Below are 19475 nucleotides of genomic sequence, written 5' to 3' on the forward strand. Positions count from 1 at the left end.
GGTGTAGATATAGAAGAATGGGCGCAGATCAGTCTGCGCCCATTTTTGTTTTGTCAGCTTACCAGGGCGATTGCCCTGTCTGCCTTTGATTTACAAACCCAGCTTCGCCGCCAATCCTATGCGCTGCAGTTTCCCGGTAGCTCCCTTGGGTATCTCTTCCAGGAACAGTATCTTGCGCGGTATCTTGAAATCGGCCAGACGTATTGCGGCAAACTCACGCAATTCTTTCTCTGTTGCCGTCACGCCTTCGCGCAATACCACGGCTGCGCCAACTTCCTCCCCCAGCTTGTCATGGGGAATGCCGAAGGTAACCACCTGCTGCACAGCCGGATGATCCATCAGGATTTCATCCACCTCACGCGGCGAAATTTTCTCACCGCCACGGCTGATGATTTCTTTCAGGCGACCTGTGATGCTCAGGTAACCATCTGCATCCATCACCCCCTGGTCGCCGGTACGAAACCAGCCGTTGGTGTAGGCTTCTGCATTGGCTTTGGGATTGCTCTCATAACCGGCTGTCACGTTCGGGCCGCGGATGACGATCTCGCCTGTCATGCCACGCTCCAGCAACTTGCCATCGACATCCATGATCGCTACTTCAGGGCCGGCAGCAATGCCAACCGTGCCAGGTATGCGTTTGGCTGGCGGCAATGGATTGCTGGCCATCTGGTGTGCCGCCTCGGTCATGCCATAGGCTTCAATCAGGGGGGTGTTAAACGTCGCTTCCAGCTCGGCGATGACCTGTGGCGGCATGGAAGAAGACGATGAACGTATGAAGCGCAAAGGGTTTGCGGCAATCACATCCTGGTTTTGTGCAGCGCGCGCAACGATGGTCTGGTGCATGGTAGGTACGGCGGTATACCAGCTCGGTCTGGCTTCAGCCATCCAGGCAAAGAATTTCAGTGCATTAAAACCTGGCGTGCAAAAGATGGCGCTGCCGGCAGACAAGGGGGCCAGCAAACCCGCAACCAATCCATGGATGTGGAACAGCGGCATGATATTGAGGCCACGGTCACTTGCAGTCAACTGCAGGTTGTCGCGCACATTACATGCGGAAGCGCAGATATTGATATTGGATAGCGGCACAATCTTGGGGCGTGAGGTGGTGCCCGAGGTATGCAGGATCAGACCGATATCTTCCGGCGCTGCCATGCCGGCCATCGCTGGCGCACTGGTCGGCTGTGGACTCGCCTGTGTCAACGTAAAAGCACCTGCCCCTTCTTCACCTGGTGTTAATTCCAGTACCTGTATCTTGAGCTTGTCAGCAATTGCCAGCGCTGGCGAAGTACTGCCCTTTTCCACAACCAGCGCCTTGGCCTGCAGGTCGGATAGATAAAATTCAAACTCATCGGCACGATACACCGGATTAAGCGGCGCAGCTGTCGCGCCGGCCGCGATACAGACAAAAGCGCTGGCCATGTCAGGACCATTCGGTAAAACGATGGCGACCCTGTCCTGGCGACCGATGCCAAAGCTGTTCAGTGTGGCCACCGTTTTTTGCTGGTTGGTGCGCAGGTCACGATAAGTCAGCGGCCTGGCGCCCGGCGCTTGCAGTGCGATGGCATCGTCAGCACCAACAGAGAGTAATTCAACGAGCGAAGAATATCTTTGCATGATAGCTTTCCAAGGTAAAAATGAATTCTTTACTTCCTCTAAATCCATACAAGCAAGCACCGTTGCATGAGCAACAATGTCGCTTATGCCTGTATGCGCAGCTTGCCGTGCTGTTCTTGCACGGTGCGTGCGAGCAAGGCAGCCAGTGCGTACACAGCCTCTATATTTGGCGTAGGCGTATCGGTGATCCTGCCCATTTCGATAACTGTACCAACCAGGGCCTCAAGCTCTATCGGCCTGCCAGCTTCGATGTCCTGCAACATCGATGTCTTGTGTTTGCCGACTGCGGCCGCACCGGCAATGCGTCGGTCCAGTGTCACCTTGAAATTGACACCAAGTTTTTCGCCTATGGTCTGGCCTTCACGCATCATGCGCGCCACCAGTTCACGTGTCGGTGAAAATTCGCAGATATCGACCAGGGTTGCATGAGTCAGCGCGCTGATGGGATTAAAACTCAGGTTACCCCAAAGCTTGACCCAGAGTTCTGAACGGATGTCAGAAGAAACCGGCGCCTTGAATCCCGCCTGGCGCAAGACGTCGGCCAGCATGTGTATGCGCGGCGTATCACTGCCGTCAATCTCACCCAGTGAAAAACGGTTACCCTCTATATGCTGTATCACGCCGGGAGCAACAATCTCACAAGCCGGGTACACAATGCAACCAATAACCCTGGCAACGTCTATATGCGCCGATATAGCACCGCCAGGGTCCACCGCTTCCACACGGCGCCCTTCGTATGCACCACCATGTTTGTGAAAATACCACCAGGGCACGCCGTTTTGCGCTGTCACGACGATGGACTCTGGTCCCAGCAGAGCAGGTATGTCGGCAGCCACTGCGGCGACCTGATGTGCTTTCATGCCGAGGATGACGATATCCTGTACAGGCAAATCCGCGACACGGTCAGTGGCGTATAGTTGCGCGACATGTTCGCTGCCATCGTCCATGATCAGCTTCATGCCGTTTTCGCGCACGGCCTGTAAATTGGCGCCACGTATGACAACGCTGACCTCGTGCCCTATCTGGGCCAGCTTGACTGCCAGATAACCACCAATCGCGCCTGCACCTACTACCGCTATTTTCATCATGTCCCTTCCTCAAAAGTATTACGCAGGCTGCCTATGCCTTCTATCACAACTTCGACCACCTGGCCGTTACGCATGGGGCCGGCGCCCAGCGAGGTGCCGCAGGCAATCACATCGCCAGGGTATAAAGTCATCTCGCGTGAAATTATGCTGACTATCTGCGCCGGAGCAAAGATCATATCGCGACAGGCATAATTTTGTCGCTCCCTGCCGTTTAAAAAAGTTTTCACCGTCAAGGTTTGCGGGTCCAGCCCGGTAGTGATTACCGGACCGAATACACCAAAGCTGTCACAGCTCTTGGCTCTGGTCCATTGAGCGAATGAAGCATCACGTTGCAGCAACTCCAATGCTGTCACATCGTTGACACAGGTATAGCCGAAAATGCAGTCCGTCGCAGCAGCAACGTCAACATGATGACAAGTCTTGCCGATCACGATACCCAGTTCACCTTCATACAGGATTTTGCCGTCGTAAGCAGGCGGGCGTTTGATGATGCCGTCGTGCGGCAGGTAAGAATTGGATGTCTTGACGAAATACAGAGGTTCAGCGGGAATTGCCTGTCCAAGCTTTTCAGCGAGTTCATGATAGTTGTTCCACAGACCTATCATTTTTGAAGCCTGGCTGGGTAGCAACAAGCTCACTTCACTCAGGGTCAGCGTATGTCCCGCCGGTTTGGGATTGTTAAAAATATCACCTTCAAAAACAGTGATGATGTCTGCATCCAGTCGGCCAAAGCCGACTTGTTTGTCATGTTCAAAGCGTAACCAATGTGTCATATATACAAGCAAATACGAGCAGTTATGTGGAGTTGTAGAAACAACAACAACGGCACTCTGTCGAGTAAATAAACATATGCCAAATGCAAAATTGTTAAATTACATTAAATGAATTATTATAGTCTGGCCAGTTCGGCATGCAAATTCGGCAAAGGAACTTACACCAATATTCGCATAGATTTGACAAGTATTGCCACAAATTAATACCGCTGCACTATTTCCATTCAACCTAAAGATTTTGATAAAAAGGACAGGCGCATGACAACGGAAATATCACTCACGCCAGAACTTCCCGCCGTAAAAACTGCCTCGCAGTATCGCTGGTTGCAACTGTTGCTTGGCATAATTTGTATGGCGATGATCGCCAATCTTCAATATGGCTGGACCTTGTTTGTCGATCCCCTCGATCAAAAATATCACTGGGGCCGCAAGGCCATTCAAGTTGCCTTTTTTATTTTCGTTTTTACTGAAACCTGGCTAGTACCTGTAGAAGGCTACCTGGTTGACCGCTTCGGTCCCAGGCCTGTGGTGCTGGTTGGCGGCCTGCTGATCGGTCTGGCCTGGTTCATGAATGCCCATGCAGATTCACTGACCATGCTGTACATCGCCGCAGCGATTGGCGGTATCGGTGCTGGCGCCGTATACGGCACCTGTGTGGGTAATGCGCTTAAATGGTTTCCGGATCGCCGCGGCCTGGCGGCAGGCCTGACAGCTGCCGGATTTGGCATGGGGTCGGCACTGACCATCATCCCGATATCAGCCATGATCAAGAGCAGCGGCTATGAAACGGCTTTCCTGTATTTTGGTCTGGGCCAGGGACTGGTCGTGTTTTTACTGTCATTCTTGCTGAGCACACCAAAGAATGCGCCGGCTGCGCCAGCGCCACGCATCAGTCAGACCAAGGTGGACTTTACATGGAAACAGATGATCAAGACACCCGTGTTCTGGGTCATGTACCTGATGTTTGTCATGATGGCAGCCGGTGGTCTGGTCGCCACAGCACAACTGGCCCCTATCGCCAAGGATTTCAAGATTGCTGAAATCCCTGTATCGCTGATCGGTTTCACCTTGCCAGCGCTGACGTTTGCGCTGTCACTGGACCGCATTTTCAATGGCATTACCCGCCCCTTCTTTGGCTGGGTGTCTGACAATATAGGCCGTGAAAACACCATGTTCATCGCCTTCAGCATGGAAGCCGTGGGCATACTGGCGCTGAGCATCTTTGGCAAAGACCCTGTCTATTTCGTCTTGTTGACCGGCCTGGTATTTTTTGGCTGGGGTGAAATCTACAGCCTTTTCCCATCCACTTGCGGTGACACCTTCGGCAGCAAGTTTGCCACGACCAATGCCGGTTTGCTGTATACCGCCAAAGGCACGGCATCCCTGCTGGTACCGCTGTCAGTCTATGTTGTGGAAGCCTATAAAGGCTGGCATGAAGTGTTCTACATCGCTGCTGGCATGAATGCCCTGGCTGCCATCATGGCATTGGCCGTTCTCAAACCCATGCGCGCACGCATGCGTAATTTGCAGTGAAGCAGCGCAAAGCTGCCTGAAACAAAGCAACCAAGCAAAACGCAGTAAACAGTGGTGAAAGCAAGCCACTTTTACTGCGTTTATTATTGGATGATTTCAGATAATCCGTTGCAACGTGCCAGCCTCTGATTAGAAGTGAGGCGGGCTTCCTTCAGCTACCATGCTGCATCTCGGCCATGACTGCATTTTGTATGCCTTCAATGGTTTTTTCCCTCTGCATTTTTTGCAAAATCTCAGTAAGGGCAGGCACCAATGCTGCATGCTTCTTGTTGAGATAATGAAATACAGGGAAAGTTGCCAACGGCGGTGTCAGTACCGAAATGTTGGTCTGCTTCATTTCGTCCAGCGCAGCCTGACCAGAGATACGGTTTGAGACAACCACATCAGAACGCCCGAGCAGCATTTTCTGAAACGCCTGGCGCACAGTGGGAGCAGACTCCAACTTCATCCCTACGGTGTTTTGTTCAATGATTTTGATGCCTTTGACAAAACCTATGGTGTACGGACGCAAGCTCTCCCAGCCATTGACGACAAAATTGGTACCATTCGTAAAAATAACGATTTCATAAGTAAGCAAGGGCACGGGAACAATAACCAGATTGGGATAATCCCTGTCCATGCCCAGCCTGCGGTAGAGCTCGCCATCCATTTCGCCGTTGTTCGAACTGCGCAGAGAACGCTCACCGGGCAAATAATTGATATTGATGCTCCACCCCAGCTTGCGGTAGGCGATTTCCATGATTTTTTCCGCTATTTTTGTCGCTGGGTCTTTTTCTATCAAGGTAGAAATTTGCAGCACCTTGCTTTCCTGCGAGAGGACAACAGACGGTGCCAATCCTGACAGGCAGGCAAGCTTTAATAAAGTTCTTCGTTGCATGGCCTACTCCCTGTACACAAGCGAATATGACTTTCACATGCACAGGATAGAACGAATTCTGATTAAAAAATACAGCTCGCCTGAGTGATTTATCGTCATGAAACAGAAAATGACAAATGTTTGCAAACAAGCCTTATTGAAAATTCAACTCGTTCATGCCCCCATAACGATAAATAAAAAAGCCTGCCTGCAAGCAAGACTGAAATTTTGAAAGGATTTTAACAACCAGGCGTGTCAGAAAAATTCAGAATACTTCATTCACCTTTCTGGTCAACTTGCACTTTTTTCTCGAAGCGATGCTTCAATATCGACATGCAGAGCCACAGCATTTTCGACACCAATAATCATCGGCGGTCCGAAGCGTTTGATAACAAGACCTGCGCGGCGCAGCATGCGCTCGATTGCTGTCGTAGTGACGGTGACATAGTATTTTATTCCAACGCGATGCCCGTAACGGATAATCTCTTCTATCGAATGTAAGGCAACGTGTGAGAATCCAAAAGAATGCTGGCCTTCGGTTTCGATTGCGAAGCGACTCAGTTCCCATACTTCTGCGTCGTCAGGTGCATCGGCCCCATGGAGCAGTTGGGGAAACGTATCTTTCAACATGTAAGGGCCGACTGTCGGCAAGAGACGCCAGCAGCCACGAATGATGCCGTTGGGTTCGCGCATCAGCATGTAGTAGGGATCAACCGCATCGTATCCGTCGATTTCCATACCGCTGATTATTGGTACATCCCATCCCATTCGATCGTGAAATACTTTGGCTCGCAATTTATGCATGGCACAAAGATCTCCATGTTTGAATTCTCTTCTGGCACCAATCTCGATCAATAGTGACATTTCTGCTCCAAAATGAAAGGGTGGGATTCCATGTTTAAGCAGATTACATAATTTGGTAACTAGCAGAGTTGCTAGGTTTCCTGTTTTGTCTCTTTATAAAAAATTTCAGGCTGATATGTCATCCCAATGCTGCAAGGAGCGACGTGCAATTGCGTCACTCTAAAACTTCGGTGAGGGTATTTTTCATGCAATCTGTGACCATGACGAACCATCCGCTCAAAGACTGAGCAAGCCTTGCTGAATGGCTTTCACAACAGCCTGCTGGCGCGTCATGACTTTGAATTTTTTCTTCGAATTTTCGATATGAAAATTAATCGTAGCTTCTGAGCATGAGAGTATCTGTCCAACCTCCCAGGAAGATTTTCCGCACATGACCCATTTCAGACATTCCAGTTCACGTCTGGTCAGGTTCACTTTTGGCAAATCCTCTGTCTTTTCCTGATTCTGAAAGCGGCGTGATGATTCCAAAGCATAATCCCGAATAAGAGAGATGGCAGCAAGCAGCTCTCCTGAAGTACGCAAGGCATCCGCATTTTTTTCACTGCTGGCAAAACTGAGAACACCAAATTCACCTGTAGCGCCATGCACAGGTAAGCTGATGCCATTCTGGAGTCCATAGTATTTTGCTTCTTCGTAAAACTCATTTTGCTCTTTGCTTCTGAATGTATTGCCATCCCATACAATTGGTAGAGCACTTCCCAGACAATGAGTGACGACCGGATCTACAGTATGCAATTGCAGGATATCGTACTTGCTCCGCCATTCTTTGGAATAATTACTTTGAAGAAAAGCCTGTTCGAAAGGGATTTTTTTTTCAGGGACAACGCCAAAAAGTGCATGATCATAGCCGCAAATTTCGGCAATGGCACAGAGCGCTGCCCCCCATTTTTCTGATGTGTCGCATTCCAGCAATTTCATGAGTTGTTCCAGTCGAACCATGTTCTCCCACCTCGTCCAAATATATTTGTTCGAATTGATATGACATACGTTTCATTTATGAGCTCCGACACCGCTTTGAAATGTGCTGTGTCTTTTCAATACATTGATACTTCTCGAGCAGACATAAAAATGCTCTGCTGTCCGCGCCGGGCAGGAATTGGAAAATGGAGGAATATCGACGATTCCGTTTGATGCTTATTTCTGTTCTTTTCCAAATACACCAAGCTATTGAGGCAATCAGCAAGTAGTTGACAAAAACATTTTTACAATAACCAAAACAAGCAATAAAACACTGCATTTATTACATATAGGCAATTTTCAGCTTCATCTGTTCACTTTTCTGGGAATTAACACTATTTACTCTTATAGGATTGGGTTCCACTGTAGCAAAAAAAATGTTAAATTAGTTAAAATACTTGCAAAAATATATTTATTTGGCATCAATATAGTATTTTCACTAAATCAGTGCATTCTGGTATTGCAGAGTTGCGTGTAAATTTTTCTTCATGGCAATGATGTGGGGTGACTGTTCTGTATCAGGATTGCGATCACTGTCGCAAAGGGAAAACCACGGAGTGAAATATCAGTATCTGGCAATAATCTGCAGACCACGTAACACTGGTTGCATGTCTACAAGATGGTGGCGAGAGTTTGGCAGGGCATGTCTGGAGAATTCGCCTTGAGACATACTGGAATGTGCCGTCAGTGCAGCATAGGAGGTGTTACGTAGGGTCAGCCAACTTGCATAGAGCTCCGTTATCGACGGATAAATTTGCGCAAGTTCTGGAACAGCTCCATTGGGCGAGTCAAAGGGAAATGCGGCTTGTATGTACTCGTCCTGCGTAATATCGCACAGCCGTTCTGATTCAATTTATGCGGCTCTTCAAGAATAAGCACTTCAAGATCCCCATGAACTTGACGTTGTGCCTTCATCCAAGTGATGGCATCGTACAAGTCGCGTTCACCGGTCACATTGTGAAATACCATAATGCCACCGGAGGGATTGAGATGCTCCCAGAATTCCTGGAAGAACTCACGGTATCTGTCGTCATCATTCCAGCACCAGTCAATGGGAACCGCACTTTTTGGCAAGGCAGCACGGCTAAAGCTCTGACCGCAGAGATGCGTGAAAATGGATTCATGCCCGATCGCCGAGACTGCACCTTTCATCCGCTTGGTGTAATCATGCTCAGCCCCCAGTTTTTCGAAACTGTAGAGATGCGCATGATAGGGAAAAAGGTAAAAGTGTGGATTGACCTGGCAAGCCTTTTCTCCGGCATCATACCAAGTCAGAAGATGCTGGTTCAGCGCTTTGTCGATGCGAATATCATCTTGCTCATGCAATTTGCCGTACAAGCCGGAAGAATGTGTCTTGGCAGTAAGCCCCAATGTCTCTTCACGCACGTCTTCGATATTATCTGCCAGAGCTCGAAGTACGAACAATGTACTATAGCCCGAACCATATTCGACCACAGTTTTCGGGCGTGTCATCCGGATCAGAGAATACAGCAAATGTGCAATATGCTCCGTTCCTGAACCTGGCCGGAATGGACTGAAATGCGATTGTGCCGTAGCGAAGAAATGAGCGTCGAGTGACATAATGAATCACAGGAAATAGCAAGAGTATGTCTATCAATGACGCGCAGACTATCAGCTATGGGTCATGCGCGACATCAAGACAGTGTATCAGCAGCGAGATTTCCTGCGGCCATAAAAAATACGCATTCAGGCTTCGCTTGATGCAGTACTCATTGCAGCGATCAGACTCTTGGGACGCATGTCAGTCCAGTTGTCCTCCACATATTTCAGGCAAGCCTGGCGTAATGCAGGGCCAAAACTGAGTGCCCATCCTGCTGGTACCTCACCAAAATGCGGCCACAGCGAATGCTGACCTTCTGCATTCACGAGGACGCGATACTCGAGTTCGTCATGTTCAAATGGATTGCTCATCATGAATCTCCTGATTATGTTGAAAAGGTATGCGCTCGTTGCTCGAGCATTTTTTGTAAAACGTCACTTTCAATTGGGTGCTGCGCCAAGGCGCGCAACCGTCACCGAGCCCGTCGATGAGTTACCTATTTGGGGGTCGCCATAGTAACTGACACTTCCGGAGCCTGCCAGGCTCATGCGCAGCATGTCTTTTGCCCAGACAACGGCATTGCCGGAACCACCAAGACTCAAGCTGACCTCGCGGGCATCAAGCCGACCTATTTTCAAAGCCCCATCGCCACCAATTGCGGCAGAGACTGAATTGGTGACACCGGCGGCCTCAAATGTACCGCTGCCCCCCAGTTGCACGCGGAGCATGCTGCTCTTTAATGAACTGATCCTGACGGCGCCGCCTCCACCGAGGCTGACATTGAGATCCGGGCTATTGAGCTGGTTTGCCCAGATGTGTCCCGAGTCGCTGATGGTAAGGGCATCTATTTGCCTGGCTTCGACGATGATCTTCAAAGAAGTCGGCTTCAAGCGGTAAGATTTCTTTTTTGACTTGATTGTCAGTGTGCCCCTATCGACCGATGCATCTATCAGTCCGATCAGGTTATCGTCACCGTCAATCGTAACGCGTTCAACGTTACCTATGCGCAGCTCCAGCTCTGCTGGAACGCCAAGGTTAATGGCGTTGTAAGCTGTTACGGGTCTGATCTGGTGTTCAATCTTGCCAGATCCGACGACGTCTTCACCCAGAAACCAGCCAAAGGTGGATGCCAGGGAAGAACTGGTCATGAAAGCAAGGCTAAGCGCTCCCAGCGTTTTGACAGTGAAGCGACGTGGTGCAATTTTAAGGGTCATGGACATCGGAATTCTCCTGGGTACTTCATATTGGTCAGTGCCAGCGAACGCGCCACCTTATCCCATCCTGGGGCAATTCGAAGCTGAGCATAAAAGTACTGCGATAGTACGGTCAAGCTATCAGATTTACTAGGTTGACGGTGCCAGTCCGGGTGCGCACACTTTGCTCCAGTTTCACTGTACTGCATCAATGTACTGCGTCAATGCAATGCGTTAAAAGTCATGGAACCAGCGTTTGCGTGTAACGGGTTTCTAATTCACTTCCTGGATAAGAATGCACTCAGCCAAATCGTCATTTCAAATAGAAGTTCCCTTGTCATTGCGGCAAAGAGAAATCTATCTGGAGCACAGTCTTGAACCAGATGCACCCATCCATAACATCGGCGGGTACTACTGGTTCAATGGTCCATTTATTCAGGATGCATTTGAACAGGCAGTTCGCGACCTGATCAGTTGCAACGATGCACTACGTCTTGTGCTGCGGGAACAGGCTAATGATCCGTTCCCGCAACAATGCATACTCCCGGAGGTCGATTCGAATCTGACAGTATCGCAGGCAGACTCTGATGCAGATGCCCTCTTCCAGATGCAGCAGAATCTGCAGTCGCCATTTGCCATGTTTGACCAACCTTTGTACCGGTTTGGCGTGATTGTCGTATCAGAACACCGGTGGGTTTTCTTCATGGCATTCCACCATCTGATCATGGACTCTGCAGGCATCACTCTCACCATGGCAAGGTTAGCGGAAATCTATCAACTTGGTTCGCCTTCCGGTGCGGGGTATCCGCAATTTCGTGATCTGCTGGAGGACGACAAAAATTATACTGATAGCGCAGCTTATCTTCGGGCTGGAGCCTATTGGAAAGGACGTGAGGGAAAACTGACTCCGTCCTTATTCGATAGAAGCAGGTCGACGCAGCATGGCAAAAATGCGGCATTTGTCCACGAATTCGATTTATCACAAGAGCTTCATGACTCTCTGAGTAAAACGGCAGATGATATTGGAACCCAGCGTTTTCACCTGCTTGTCGGAGCAATATCCGGATATTTTTCACGTCTGCAGGGGCGTGACGAAATCACACTCGGCATATCATTGCTCAATCGTGGAAATGCGCAACGCAAGAATACGATAGGCCTGGCTGCAAGCGTGGCGCCTATTCAAATAACCTGTGACCCGGACGCGACTTTATTGTCAGCAACATCGATCGTTTCAACACAATTAAAGCAGGCATACCGGTTTCATCGCTATCCGCTTAGTTCCATCAATCGTGATATCGGCTTGCACCGGTCTGGCCGGACCAGGCTGTTTGACTTGACGATCAGCTATCTGGTGAGTGACTTTGATCATGTCATGATCGGTGATGCGACGTCAGAGGGTTTTCTGCAGATTCCGCTACCCTTCGAATCAAAACCGCTTCAGATATATATCAATGACATGGACCTGACACGCCCGCTAAGAATCAGCATGGTTTGTAACGGGACGTATTTCAACCGCTCATCAGCTGCGACCATCAGCGAGGGGCTGATCGCCTTCCTTGAACATGCAGTTCGTCATCCGACCTCTTCTCTTTTTAATATACCGTCAGCAACTATCCAGGCAAAGCAAATTGCAGCTGATGTCAATAATGTTTCCATTCCAGAAGTGGGGGCACATGGTGCGCACGAAATCATTGAGCAGGTAGCACATACCTGCCCAGACAATACAGCTGTCGAGTGCGATGGCACTACCTTGAGCTATCAAGCCTTGATTACAAGAGCAAACCAGTTGGCGCATTTCCTGCAAAGTAATGGTGTCGAGAGCAACGCCGTTGTTGCCATATTCTCTGAACGTTCAATCGACATGGTGGTGGCAATTCTGGGAATCTGGAAAGCCGGCGCCGCTTACCTGCCGCTTGATCCGGCAGCACCAGCCTATCGACTGGAAGGCGTGTTGCAAGATGCACAGGCTGATCTCGTTCTGACAGGAACAGTGAGTGACGTTGCACTGGAAAAAATACCTGCCAGCGTAACAAAGTTATCGATTTCTGGCGCTGATGTCGATGCAATGCCTGCTTTTCCCCTTGATAAACCATGTCATGCGGACCAGCTTGCTTACATCATCCATACATCTGGCTCCAGCGGAAAACCTAAAGGTGTCATGGTAAGCCACCGTGGTTTGAGCAGTTTGATCAGTGCTCAAAAACACCTGTTCGGGTTGAGTTCAGGAGAAAGCATTCTTCAATTTGCACGCCTGAGTTTTGATGCATCGATCTGGGAAATAGTCATGGCGCTTAGCGTGGGCGCCCGTCTCGTGCTGACAGCAAGTGAGCAACTGATGCCAGGAGCAGCCTTGGCCAAAACGCTCAAGGACAATTACATCAACGTCGCGACCTTGCCACCGTCGTCCCTGCCATTTTTGAACGAATATGACTTGCCTTCGCTCCGTACTGTGATTTCAGCCGGAGAAGCATGTCCACTACCAGTGGCCAAACACTGGTCAGAACACACTGCCTTCTTCAATGCCTATGGCCCGACAGAAACCACGGTCTGCGCCAGTGCAGGCAGATACCATGGCGAAGACCGGGTCAGCATAGGACGTGCGCTCTCGAATTCCAGGCTATATGTACTTGATCAACGCCTGATGCCAGTTCCGGCAGGTGTGGCGGGTGAACTCTATATCGCCGGTCCGGGCCTGGCTCGCGGATATATCAAGCAACAGGCGACGACGTCCGAACGCTTTGTCGCCAACCCGTTTGAAGTTGGCACCCGTATGTATCGTTCCGGCGACTTTGTTCGCATGCAGGAAGATGGCAGCCTCGAATTCATCGGGCGAGTTGATCATCAGGTAAAACGGAATGGATTTCGTATTGAACCAGGTGAAATTGAAAATGCCTTGTTGTCACACCCTGGTATCCAGCAAGCGACCGTGATTGCCCGGGACGGCGCAGACCAAAGTTGCGAACTGGTCGCCTATCTTGTTCCATTCGAAACTGCGACGCCAGATACCTTAGCGCGAATCGACACTAGTCAGATCAGGGCACATCTGTCGAGACATCTGCCGGACTACATGCTGCCAAACCACATCGTCTTTCTGACGCATATGCCATTGAATGCAAACGGGAAAGTCGAGAGATCAGATCTGCCTTTACCACCAATCAAGGTCGGAACAATGGTAGGCAGTGAAATCGCCTACGGATCAAATGAAGAAATCATAGCGAAAATCTGGTCCGAAGTACTGGCTATTCCCCATATTGACCGCCGTGCAAATTTCTTCGATCTGGGTGGTGATTCTTTGCGGCTGGCCCGTGTTTTGCAATTACTCAATGCAAAGCTCTCGCTCAAACTCGCCTTTGTCGATCTTTTGCGAAATCCGACCATCAGCAGCCTTAATGATTACATCCTTTTGAATTCATCGCTGGTCAAAACCGGATCTGGCTCCGGTACGAAGAAATCGGGTGTATTGCGCAATGTACTCAATCGCCTGACAGGTCAGTCCAGAAACAACGGAAGGGACTTGCAATGATACGTTCACCAGAGAACAGGATCGCCATTATCGGTATGGCCGGGCGCTTTCCCGGTGCTGAAAACATAGATCAGTTATGGCATCTATTAAAAGATGGAAAAGAAGGAATCAGCCATTTCTCTGAGCACGACCTTCTGGCTGCTGGCGTACCCCAAAGTCTGCTGCAAGACGAAAATTATGTCCGCGCTTCAGGTTCTTTAAAGAATGTCGACCAGTTCGATGCTGGTTTCTTTGGCTTCACAAACAAGCAGGCAGCCGATCTTGATCCACAGCAACGGCTATTTCTTGAATGTGCTTGGGAAGCACTGGAAGATGCCGGTTGTGATCCTGAAAGTGAAGCTGGTGCAATTGGTGTTTTCGCCGGCGCCGGGGCAAATCGATATGGCTTGCAAAATTTGCTTGATGAAATTCGCCAGCATCGTGTTATCGAGGTCATGCAACGCACTTTGGCCAGCGATAAGGATTTTTTGTCCACCCGCACCTCATACAAACTGAATCTGCGCGGACCTAGTGCGACATATCAAACTGCCTGTTCTACAGCTCTGTATGCAGTTCATGCAGCTTGCCAGAGTCTGATGAATGGTGAGTCAGATATTGCCATTGCAGGTGGTGTCAACGTCCACCTGCCTCAAGGTACAGGTTATCTTTACACAAACGGTGGAATTCTCTCGCGAGACGGGCACTGCCGGGCGTTCGACGCCCACGCAAGCGGCACAGTCCCGGCTAGCGGCGCAGGCATAGTCGTATTACGTCGACTTGATCATGCTCTTGCCCATGGTAACCGCATTGATGCGACTATCCTGAATTCTGCTGTCAATAACGATGGATCATCGAAAGTTGGTTATACCGCTCCTAGCGTTGATGGGCAGCGCAGAGTCATTGAAGCAGCATTGAACGGTATAGACCCTGGCAGTATCGCTATGCTGGAAGCCCACGGCACTGGCACGGTACTGGGTGATGCTGTTGAATTGACGGCACTGTCTGAGGCATATGGAGTGCGCGCACCCGGACAGGCTGCATGTTCGATAGGTTCGATCAAGTCAAATCTGGGGCATCTGGATGCAGCAGCAGGCATTGCCGGATTGATCAAGACAGTCCTATGCCTCAAGCATCGTCAGTTTGTACCGACTCTTCATGTAGAGAATGTCCATGAACTGCTTGCCGAGAATTCAGGCGCATTTGTGCCGGATACCCGCTTGCGCCATTGGCCCCTTGGCTTGAGCGCACGCCGTGCCGGCGTGAGTTCTTTTGGCATGGGTGGCACCAATGTCCATATGATCCTGGAAGAGGCTCCTGTTACCAAAGCGCAACCGGAAAAAATCAGTGACGAACATCTCTTCGTCCTGTCGGCAAAAACGCCAACGGCTTTAGGTCTGGTCCGCGAACGTCTTGCAAAGCACCTCAGAGAACAGCCGGATGCTGCACTCAATGATGTTGCGCATACCTTGACGGCCGGGCGCAGTCGATTTGCATATCGCCAGGCAATTATTTCATCTAATCGTGACAAGCTGCTGGAGACCCTGGAGCGTGATATTGCACCATGGGCAGGCAAGGGTTCAGATATCTCCGTGGTGTTTTCGCTTGAGCATGCCGGGCATGAAGATGTGGCAGTTCTGGAAAGCCTCTACTATCGGGACAGAGACTGGCAAGACAGATTCAATGACTGCACCGCCTTGATACGCAGGCTTACAGAAATAAATATCGACATACACGTGTTAACCGGGGCCAGCAATCTTGCGAATGACCCGGTGTTGACAATGTGGCTGAGTTTCATTTCACAGTATTGCTCCGTAAGCATTTTGAAAATGAAAGGTGTATTGCCTGGCGTATTGGCTGGCGTTGGCATAGGGGAACTGGTTGCGGCAAATGTCGCAGGCGTATTTTCACTGGAAGATTGCATACGTATGCTGGACGCCGGTTTGCGCGAAGATGTCAGTGCATTGACAAAGGTACTTGCATCGTCGATCGCTTCCCAGGCAGATATTCCATTGGTTTCTTTGACGACAGGACTTGAGCCTGCTCAGGCAGATCTTTCAGATGCCAGTTATTGGAGCAAGCGTCTTCAATATACACGGCCTCATTGCAGAACCAACGATCTGCAGGAAGATGAGGGCATCATCATTGTTCCTTGCGGGAGTAAGGACCTGGCTGATTTCTGCTCAAACATGCAAGACAGTCTGAGTGTCGACGGCGATCACAATCTGTTGCTTGCAGTCACAGGCTTACTATGGCTGCATGGCGCCAGGCTGGCATATGGCAAATCGCCTGCCAAAGGCGGTGTCTTGATTTCTTTGCCAACTTATCCGTTCGAGCGTGAGACCTGTTGGTTGACGGACGTAGCGCCATCGATGTCACATGCAAGCACGCCACAAATATATTTTCCGGTCTGGCAGCATTCCCCCATCTCTTCGTCTGTTTCGACTACGGGTACCTGGCTCATTCTCGGTCTGAACGAGACAATCGGTGACACGCTGGCTGATCAGTTGCTGCAAAATGGCTGCACAGTTATCCGCGCATCGTGGGGAAGAGAAAATGCACAACTGGCCACGGACAGGTTTTCCATAGCACCAGATGAAACCTGCGGCTTCGATTCTCTGATGCGCACTCTGGCATCAAGGGACATTGAATTTATCACGCTGTCCCCCCCCTCCTTCATCGGAAGTACTCGGACAACAGAAAAAACACCGTCCGCAGAAATGGATGCTGCTTATCTCGCTATCGTACGGCTTGTCAGTGCATTGATGCGTGACAAGTCTCAGACATCACTACACATGGCAGTCGTCGGCAAGAATTTTTCCCCTGATTTGCAATCAATGAGTAATATTGATCATGCAGCAATCCATGTGTTACCGCGCTTGCTTGTACAAGAATGGCCAGGGCTGAGCAGCAAAGTCATCGACTTGCCACCATTGGACATCGATACCGACAATGCGGATGAAGCACAGAAATATGCGAAGTGGATCAGCGCCGAACTGGCAGGCACGACATCCGATCTATCCATTGCCTACAGGAGTAACCTGCGCCTGGTACGCAGGTTTATTGCCAGCACTGACGAGGAAGAAGTTGCTTCCGCCATCCGTCACTCTGGTGTCTACCTGATTACGGGTGGTCTGGGTGACATTGGTACAGAACTGGCACTTTTCCTGGCTCGCCACTATCAGGCACGTCTTATATTGTTGTCCAGACATGGCTTACCCTCAAGACATGAATGGGATGCCGCCCTCACTGACAATCGATTGACAGATTCCGTCAGACGCCGCATAGAAACCATACGTGAGATTGAGACATTGGGCGGGAAAGCTTGCGTGGTAGCAGCAGATACGGCTGACACGAAGACACTGGCAGCCGCCCTGGTAAAAGGGGAGCAAGAGTTGGGCGCAATTTCCGGCGTGTTCCATCTTGCGGCTGATCTGGACGACGCATCGGTACAAACACCGCTTGCAACTTTAAAACACGAACACCTGGAACGCCAATATCACCCGAAAGTACTTGGTGCACTGGCTCTGGAACAGGTTCTAAAAGGACGCTTACTGGATTTCGCCGTTCTCTTCTCTTCTACTTCAGCAATACTGGGCGGTACCGGTTTTGGTGCATACGCTGCAGCCAATGCCACGCTGGATGCACTTGCATATGCACAGCGACTATGCGGGGACAAGCCATGGCTCACCATCAATTGGGACGGATGGAATACGCATGGCCTTGGTGTTGCTGCGTCAACAGCGATAGGCGTCGAGGAAGGAATGAAAATTTTGCTGCGCGCACTGAGTTGTGTGGGTATACCACAATTAATTGTATCCAAATCCGACTTTCCGGCACTTGCAGCAAAGGCACTTCTACGTGCGACAACGCAGGCTTCCACGGCTAACTCGGTCAAGACAACTGATTCAGCAAGCATTGCCCCTCAGGTAAGCGAGCTGGAACGCCTGATTATCGACATTTGGGAAAAAAATCTCGGGATTGCCGGTATTGGCTTGCACGATGATTTCTTCGCAGTCGGCGGCGACTCCCTGGCCTTGCTGGGAGTGACTTCAGGTATCACCCAGGTGTTGCATGTTGACGTACCGATGCGTGATTACTCTCGTCATGGCATGACGGTAGCCGGATTTGCCAGCGCTATCGTCGCTTATTTTGAACAACTCAAGGCACGACAGACGGAGAACACCGTTTGAAAAGCAATAACCGGGATTAGCTACACCGTCAGCAATGAATGATTAATTCAATTTGGTATTTCTTTTTCTATCTGTGTAATTCGGAAGGTATTGAAGAATGATTGACTTCTCTGCGCAAATCGGCGCCATGTCTTCGGATGAATTGAGCGCACTTGGCAAGCGTCTGTCAAATGCACAAAATTCTGCAAATGATGCAAGGTTGTCTGTCCGCGACCCGGGAACTCTTGTCCCGTTGTCATACGGCCAGGAGCGCTTATGGTTCGTCGAACAAATGGGGCTTGCAAAAGGGGCATTTGACCTGTCCGCTGTTCTTCATCTGGATGGAGAGATTGACGTCAGTATTCTTCAGAGAAGCCTGGACGAATTAGTACGGCGCCATGAAGCCTTGCGCACTTGCTTTGAAACCGTCGAGGGACGCGGTATCCAGGTGATCACTCAGAATATGGAATGCCCGCTGGATTTGCAGGAATGCGAGAATCTGGATACCACCCTGGATCAATGGGTTGAGTCCCAGGCGAAAAAACCATACGACCTCGCAGCGGGCCCGATGTTCCGCACCGCATTGCTGCGTGCTGGCACACGTAAGTCGGCGCTGATGCTGATGATGCATCACATTATTTCGGACGGGTGGTCCATCGACTTGTTGCTCAAAGAGCTCAGCATTATTTATACAGCGTTTGTGCAGGGCCAGCCTTCACCATTACCTGCATTGTCCATACAGTACGGTGACTATGCGCTGTGGCAAAGGCAATGGTTGCAAGGTGAAGAATTAAATCGGCAACTGGAATACTGGACATCCAAACTCGGCAGCGCGTCTGAAGCGCTTGATCTGCCAACCGACAAACCACGACCATCTACCGCCAGTTACCATGCGGCTTCGTGGCATTTCACTATTCCGCAAGCACTTTCATCTGCACTTGTTCAGTTTTCTCGTCAGGAGGGTGCAAGCCTGTTCATGGTATTGATGGCCGCCTACCAAACCCTGCTCTCACGCTGGAGCGGCCAGGACGATATCCTGGTCGGCACCCCCATCGCCGGACGCCGCCAGCGCGAACTCGAAGAGTTGATCGGTTTCTTCGTCAATACCCTGGTCATCCGCTCTGAATTATCAGAGACAATGAGTTTTCGCGACTTGCTGGCCAATGTACGTGCAACTGCGCTAGATGCTTATGCAAACCAGGACTTGCCGTTTGAAAAAATTGTCGAAGCTTTGCGACCAGTTCGCGACCTGAGTCGGCATGCCATTTTCCAGGTTTGGTTTGTGCTGGAAAAAATGGGTCAGGCTACGCTGGATTTCCCAAACATCAAAAGCAGCCAGGCACCGGTTGACCTTGCTGCAACATT

Annotated in this window: 13 protein-coding genes; 4 read left to right on the top strand and 9 right to left on the bottom strand. The window is 50.2% G+C overall.

What is annotated here, in order from left to right:
• Window positions 1-90 precede the first annotated feature (90 nt).
• The 3 genes from LZ463_RS14160 to LZ463_RS14170 form a co-directional block, all read right to left on the bottom strand.
• On the bottom strand, window positions 91-1614 hold the full coding sequence (locus tag LZ463_RS14160) for an acyl--CoA ligase (RefSeq protein ID WP_241456453.1): 1524 nt from the start codon (window positions 1612-1614) through the stop codon (window positions 91-93).
• A gap of 83 nt (window positions 1615-1697) precedes the next feature.
• Entirely contained in the window at window positions 1698-2699 is a 1002-nt protein-coding gene (locus LZ463_RS14165) for a 2-dehydropantoate 2-reductase (RefSeq protein ID WP_241456481.1), read from the bottom strand.
• Window positions 2699-3475 carry a fumarylacetoacetate hydrolase family protein gene (locus LZ463_RS14170; protein WP_241456454.1) on the bottom strand — a complete coding sequence of 259 codons (777 nt, stop codon included), beginning with the start codon at window positions 3473-3475 and terminating at the stop codon, window positions 2699-2701. Before LZ463_RS14170 ends, LZ463_RS14165 begins: the two co-directional genes overlap by 1 nt.
• 258 nt (window positions 3476-3733) lie before the next feature.
• Here LZ463_RS14170 and oxlT point away from each other — a divergent pair, with 258 nt between their 5' ends.
• Window positions 3734-5008, top strand: coding sequence for an oxalate/formate MFS antiporter (oxlT, locus tag LZ463_RS14175; RefSeq protein ID WP_241456455.1), 1275 nt, complete (start codon window positions 3734-3736; stop codon window positions 5006-5008).
• Between the two features lie 151 nt (window positions 5009-5159).
• Here the strand turns inward: oxlT and LZ463_RS14180 are convergent, their stop codons facing one another.
• The 6 genes from LZ463_RS14180 to LZ463_RS14205 all read right to left on the bottom strand — a co-directional run bounded on the left by LZ463_RS14180 (window position 5160) and on the right by LZ463_RS14205 (window position 10466).
• Window positions 5160-5885, bottom strand: coding sequence for a substrate-binding periplasmic protein (locus LZ463_RS14180; protein WP_241456456.1), 726 nt, complete (start codon window positions 5883-5885; stop codon window positions 5160-5162).
• 270 nt (window positions 5886-6155) lie between these two features.
• On the bottom strand, window positions 6156-6728 hold the full coding sequence (locus LZ463_RS14185; RefSeq protein ID WP_241456457.1) for an acyl-homoserine-lactone synthase: 573 nt from the start codon (window positions 6726-6728) through the stop codon (window positions 6156-6158).
• Between the two features lie 216 nt (window positions 6729-6944).
• Window positions 6945-7646: a helix-turn-helix transcriptional regulator gene (locus LZ463_RS14190; protein WP_241456458.1), complete on the bottom strand. Its 702-nt coding sequence runs from the start codon at window positions 7644-7646 to the stop codon at window positions 6945-6947.
• Window positions 7647-8423: 777 nt separating this feature from the next.
• Window positions 8424-9266, bottom strand: a complete 843-nt coding sequence (locus LZ463_RS14195) for a class I SAM-dependent methyltransferase (RefSeq protein WP_241456459.1) — start codon at window positions 9264-9266, stop codon at window positions 8424-8426.
• A 126-nt stretch (window positions 9267-9392) separates the two neighbouring features.
• On the bottom strand, window positions 9393-9617 hold the full coding sequence (locus LZ463_RS14200; protein WP_489686119.1) for an MbtH family protein: 225 nt from the start codon (window positions 9615-9617) through the stop codon (window positions 9393-9395).
• A 69-nt stretch (window positions 9618-9686) separates the two neighbouring features.
• Window positions 9687-10466, bottom strand: a complete 780-nt coding sequence (locus tag LZ463_RS14205) for a head GIN domain-containing protein (protein WP_241456461.1) — start codon at window positions 10464-10466, stop codon at window positions 9687-9689.
• Between the two features lie 268 nt (window positions 10467-10734).
• Here LZ463_RS14205 and LZ463_RS14210 point away from each other — a divergent pair, with 268 nt between their 5' ends.
• The 3 genes from LZ463_RS14210 to LZ463_RS14220 all read left to right on the top strand — a co-directional run.
• Window positions 10735-13962, top strand: coding sequence for a non-ribosomal peptide synthetase (locus LZ463_RS14210; RefSeq protein ID WP_241456462.1), 3228 nt, complete (start codon window positions 10735-10737; stop codon window positions 13960-13962).
• Window positions 13959-18131: a type I polyketide synthase gene (locus tag LZ463_RS14215; protein WP_241456463.1), complete on the top strand. Its 4173-nt coding sequence runs from the start codon at window positions 13959-13961 to the stop codon at window positions 18129-18131. Before LZ463_RS14210 ends, LZ463_RS14215 begins: the two co-directional genes overlap by 4 nt.
• A gap of 97 nt (window positions 18132-18228) precedes the next feature.
• A partial coding sequence (locus tag LZ463_RS14220) for a condensation domain-containing protein (RefSeq protein WP_241456464.1) occupies window positions 18229-19475 on the top strand: 1247 nt, incomplete at its 3' end.

Origin of the sequence: Undibacterium paludis (assembly GCF_022568815.1) — a bacterium.
Lineage (GTDB): Bacteria > Pseudomonadota > Gammaproteobacteria > Burkholderiales > Burkholderiaceae_D > Undibacterium.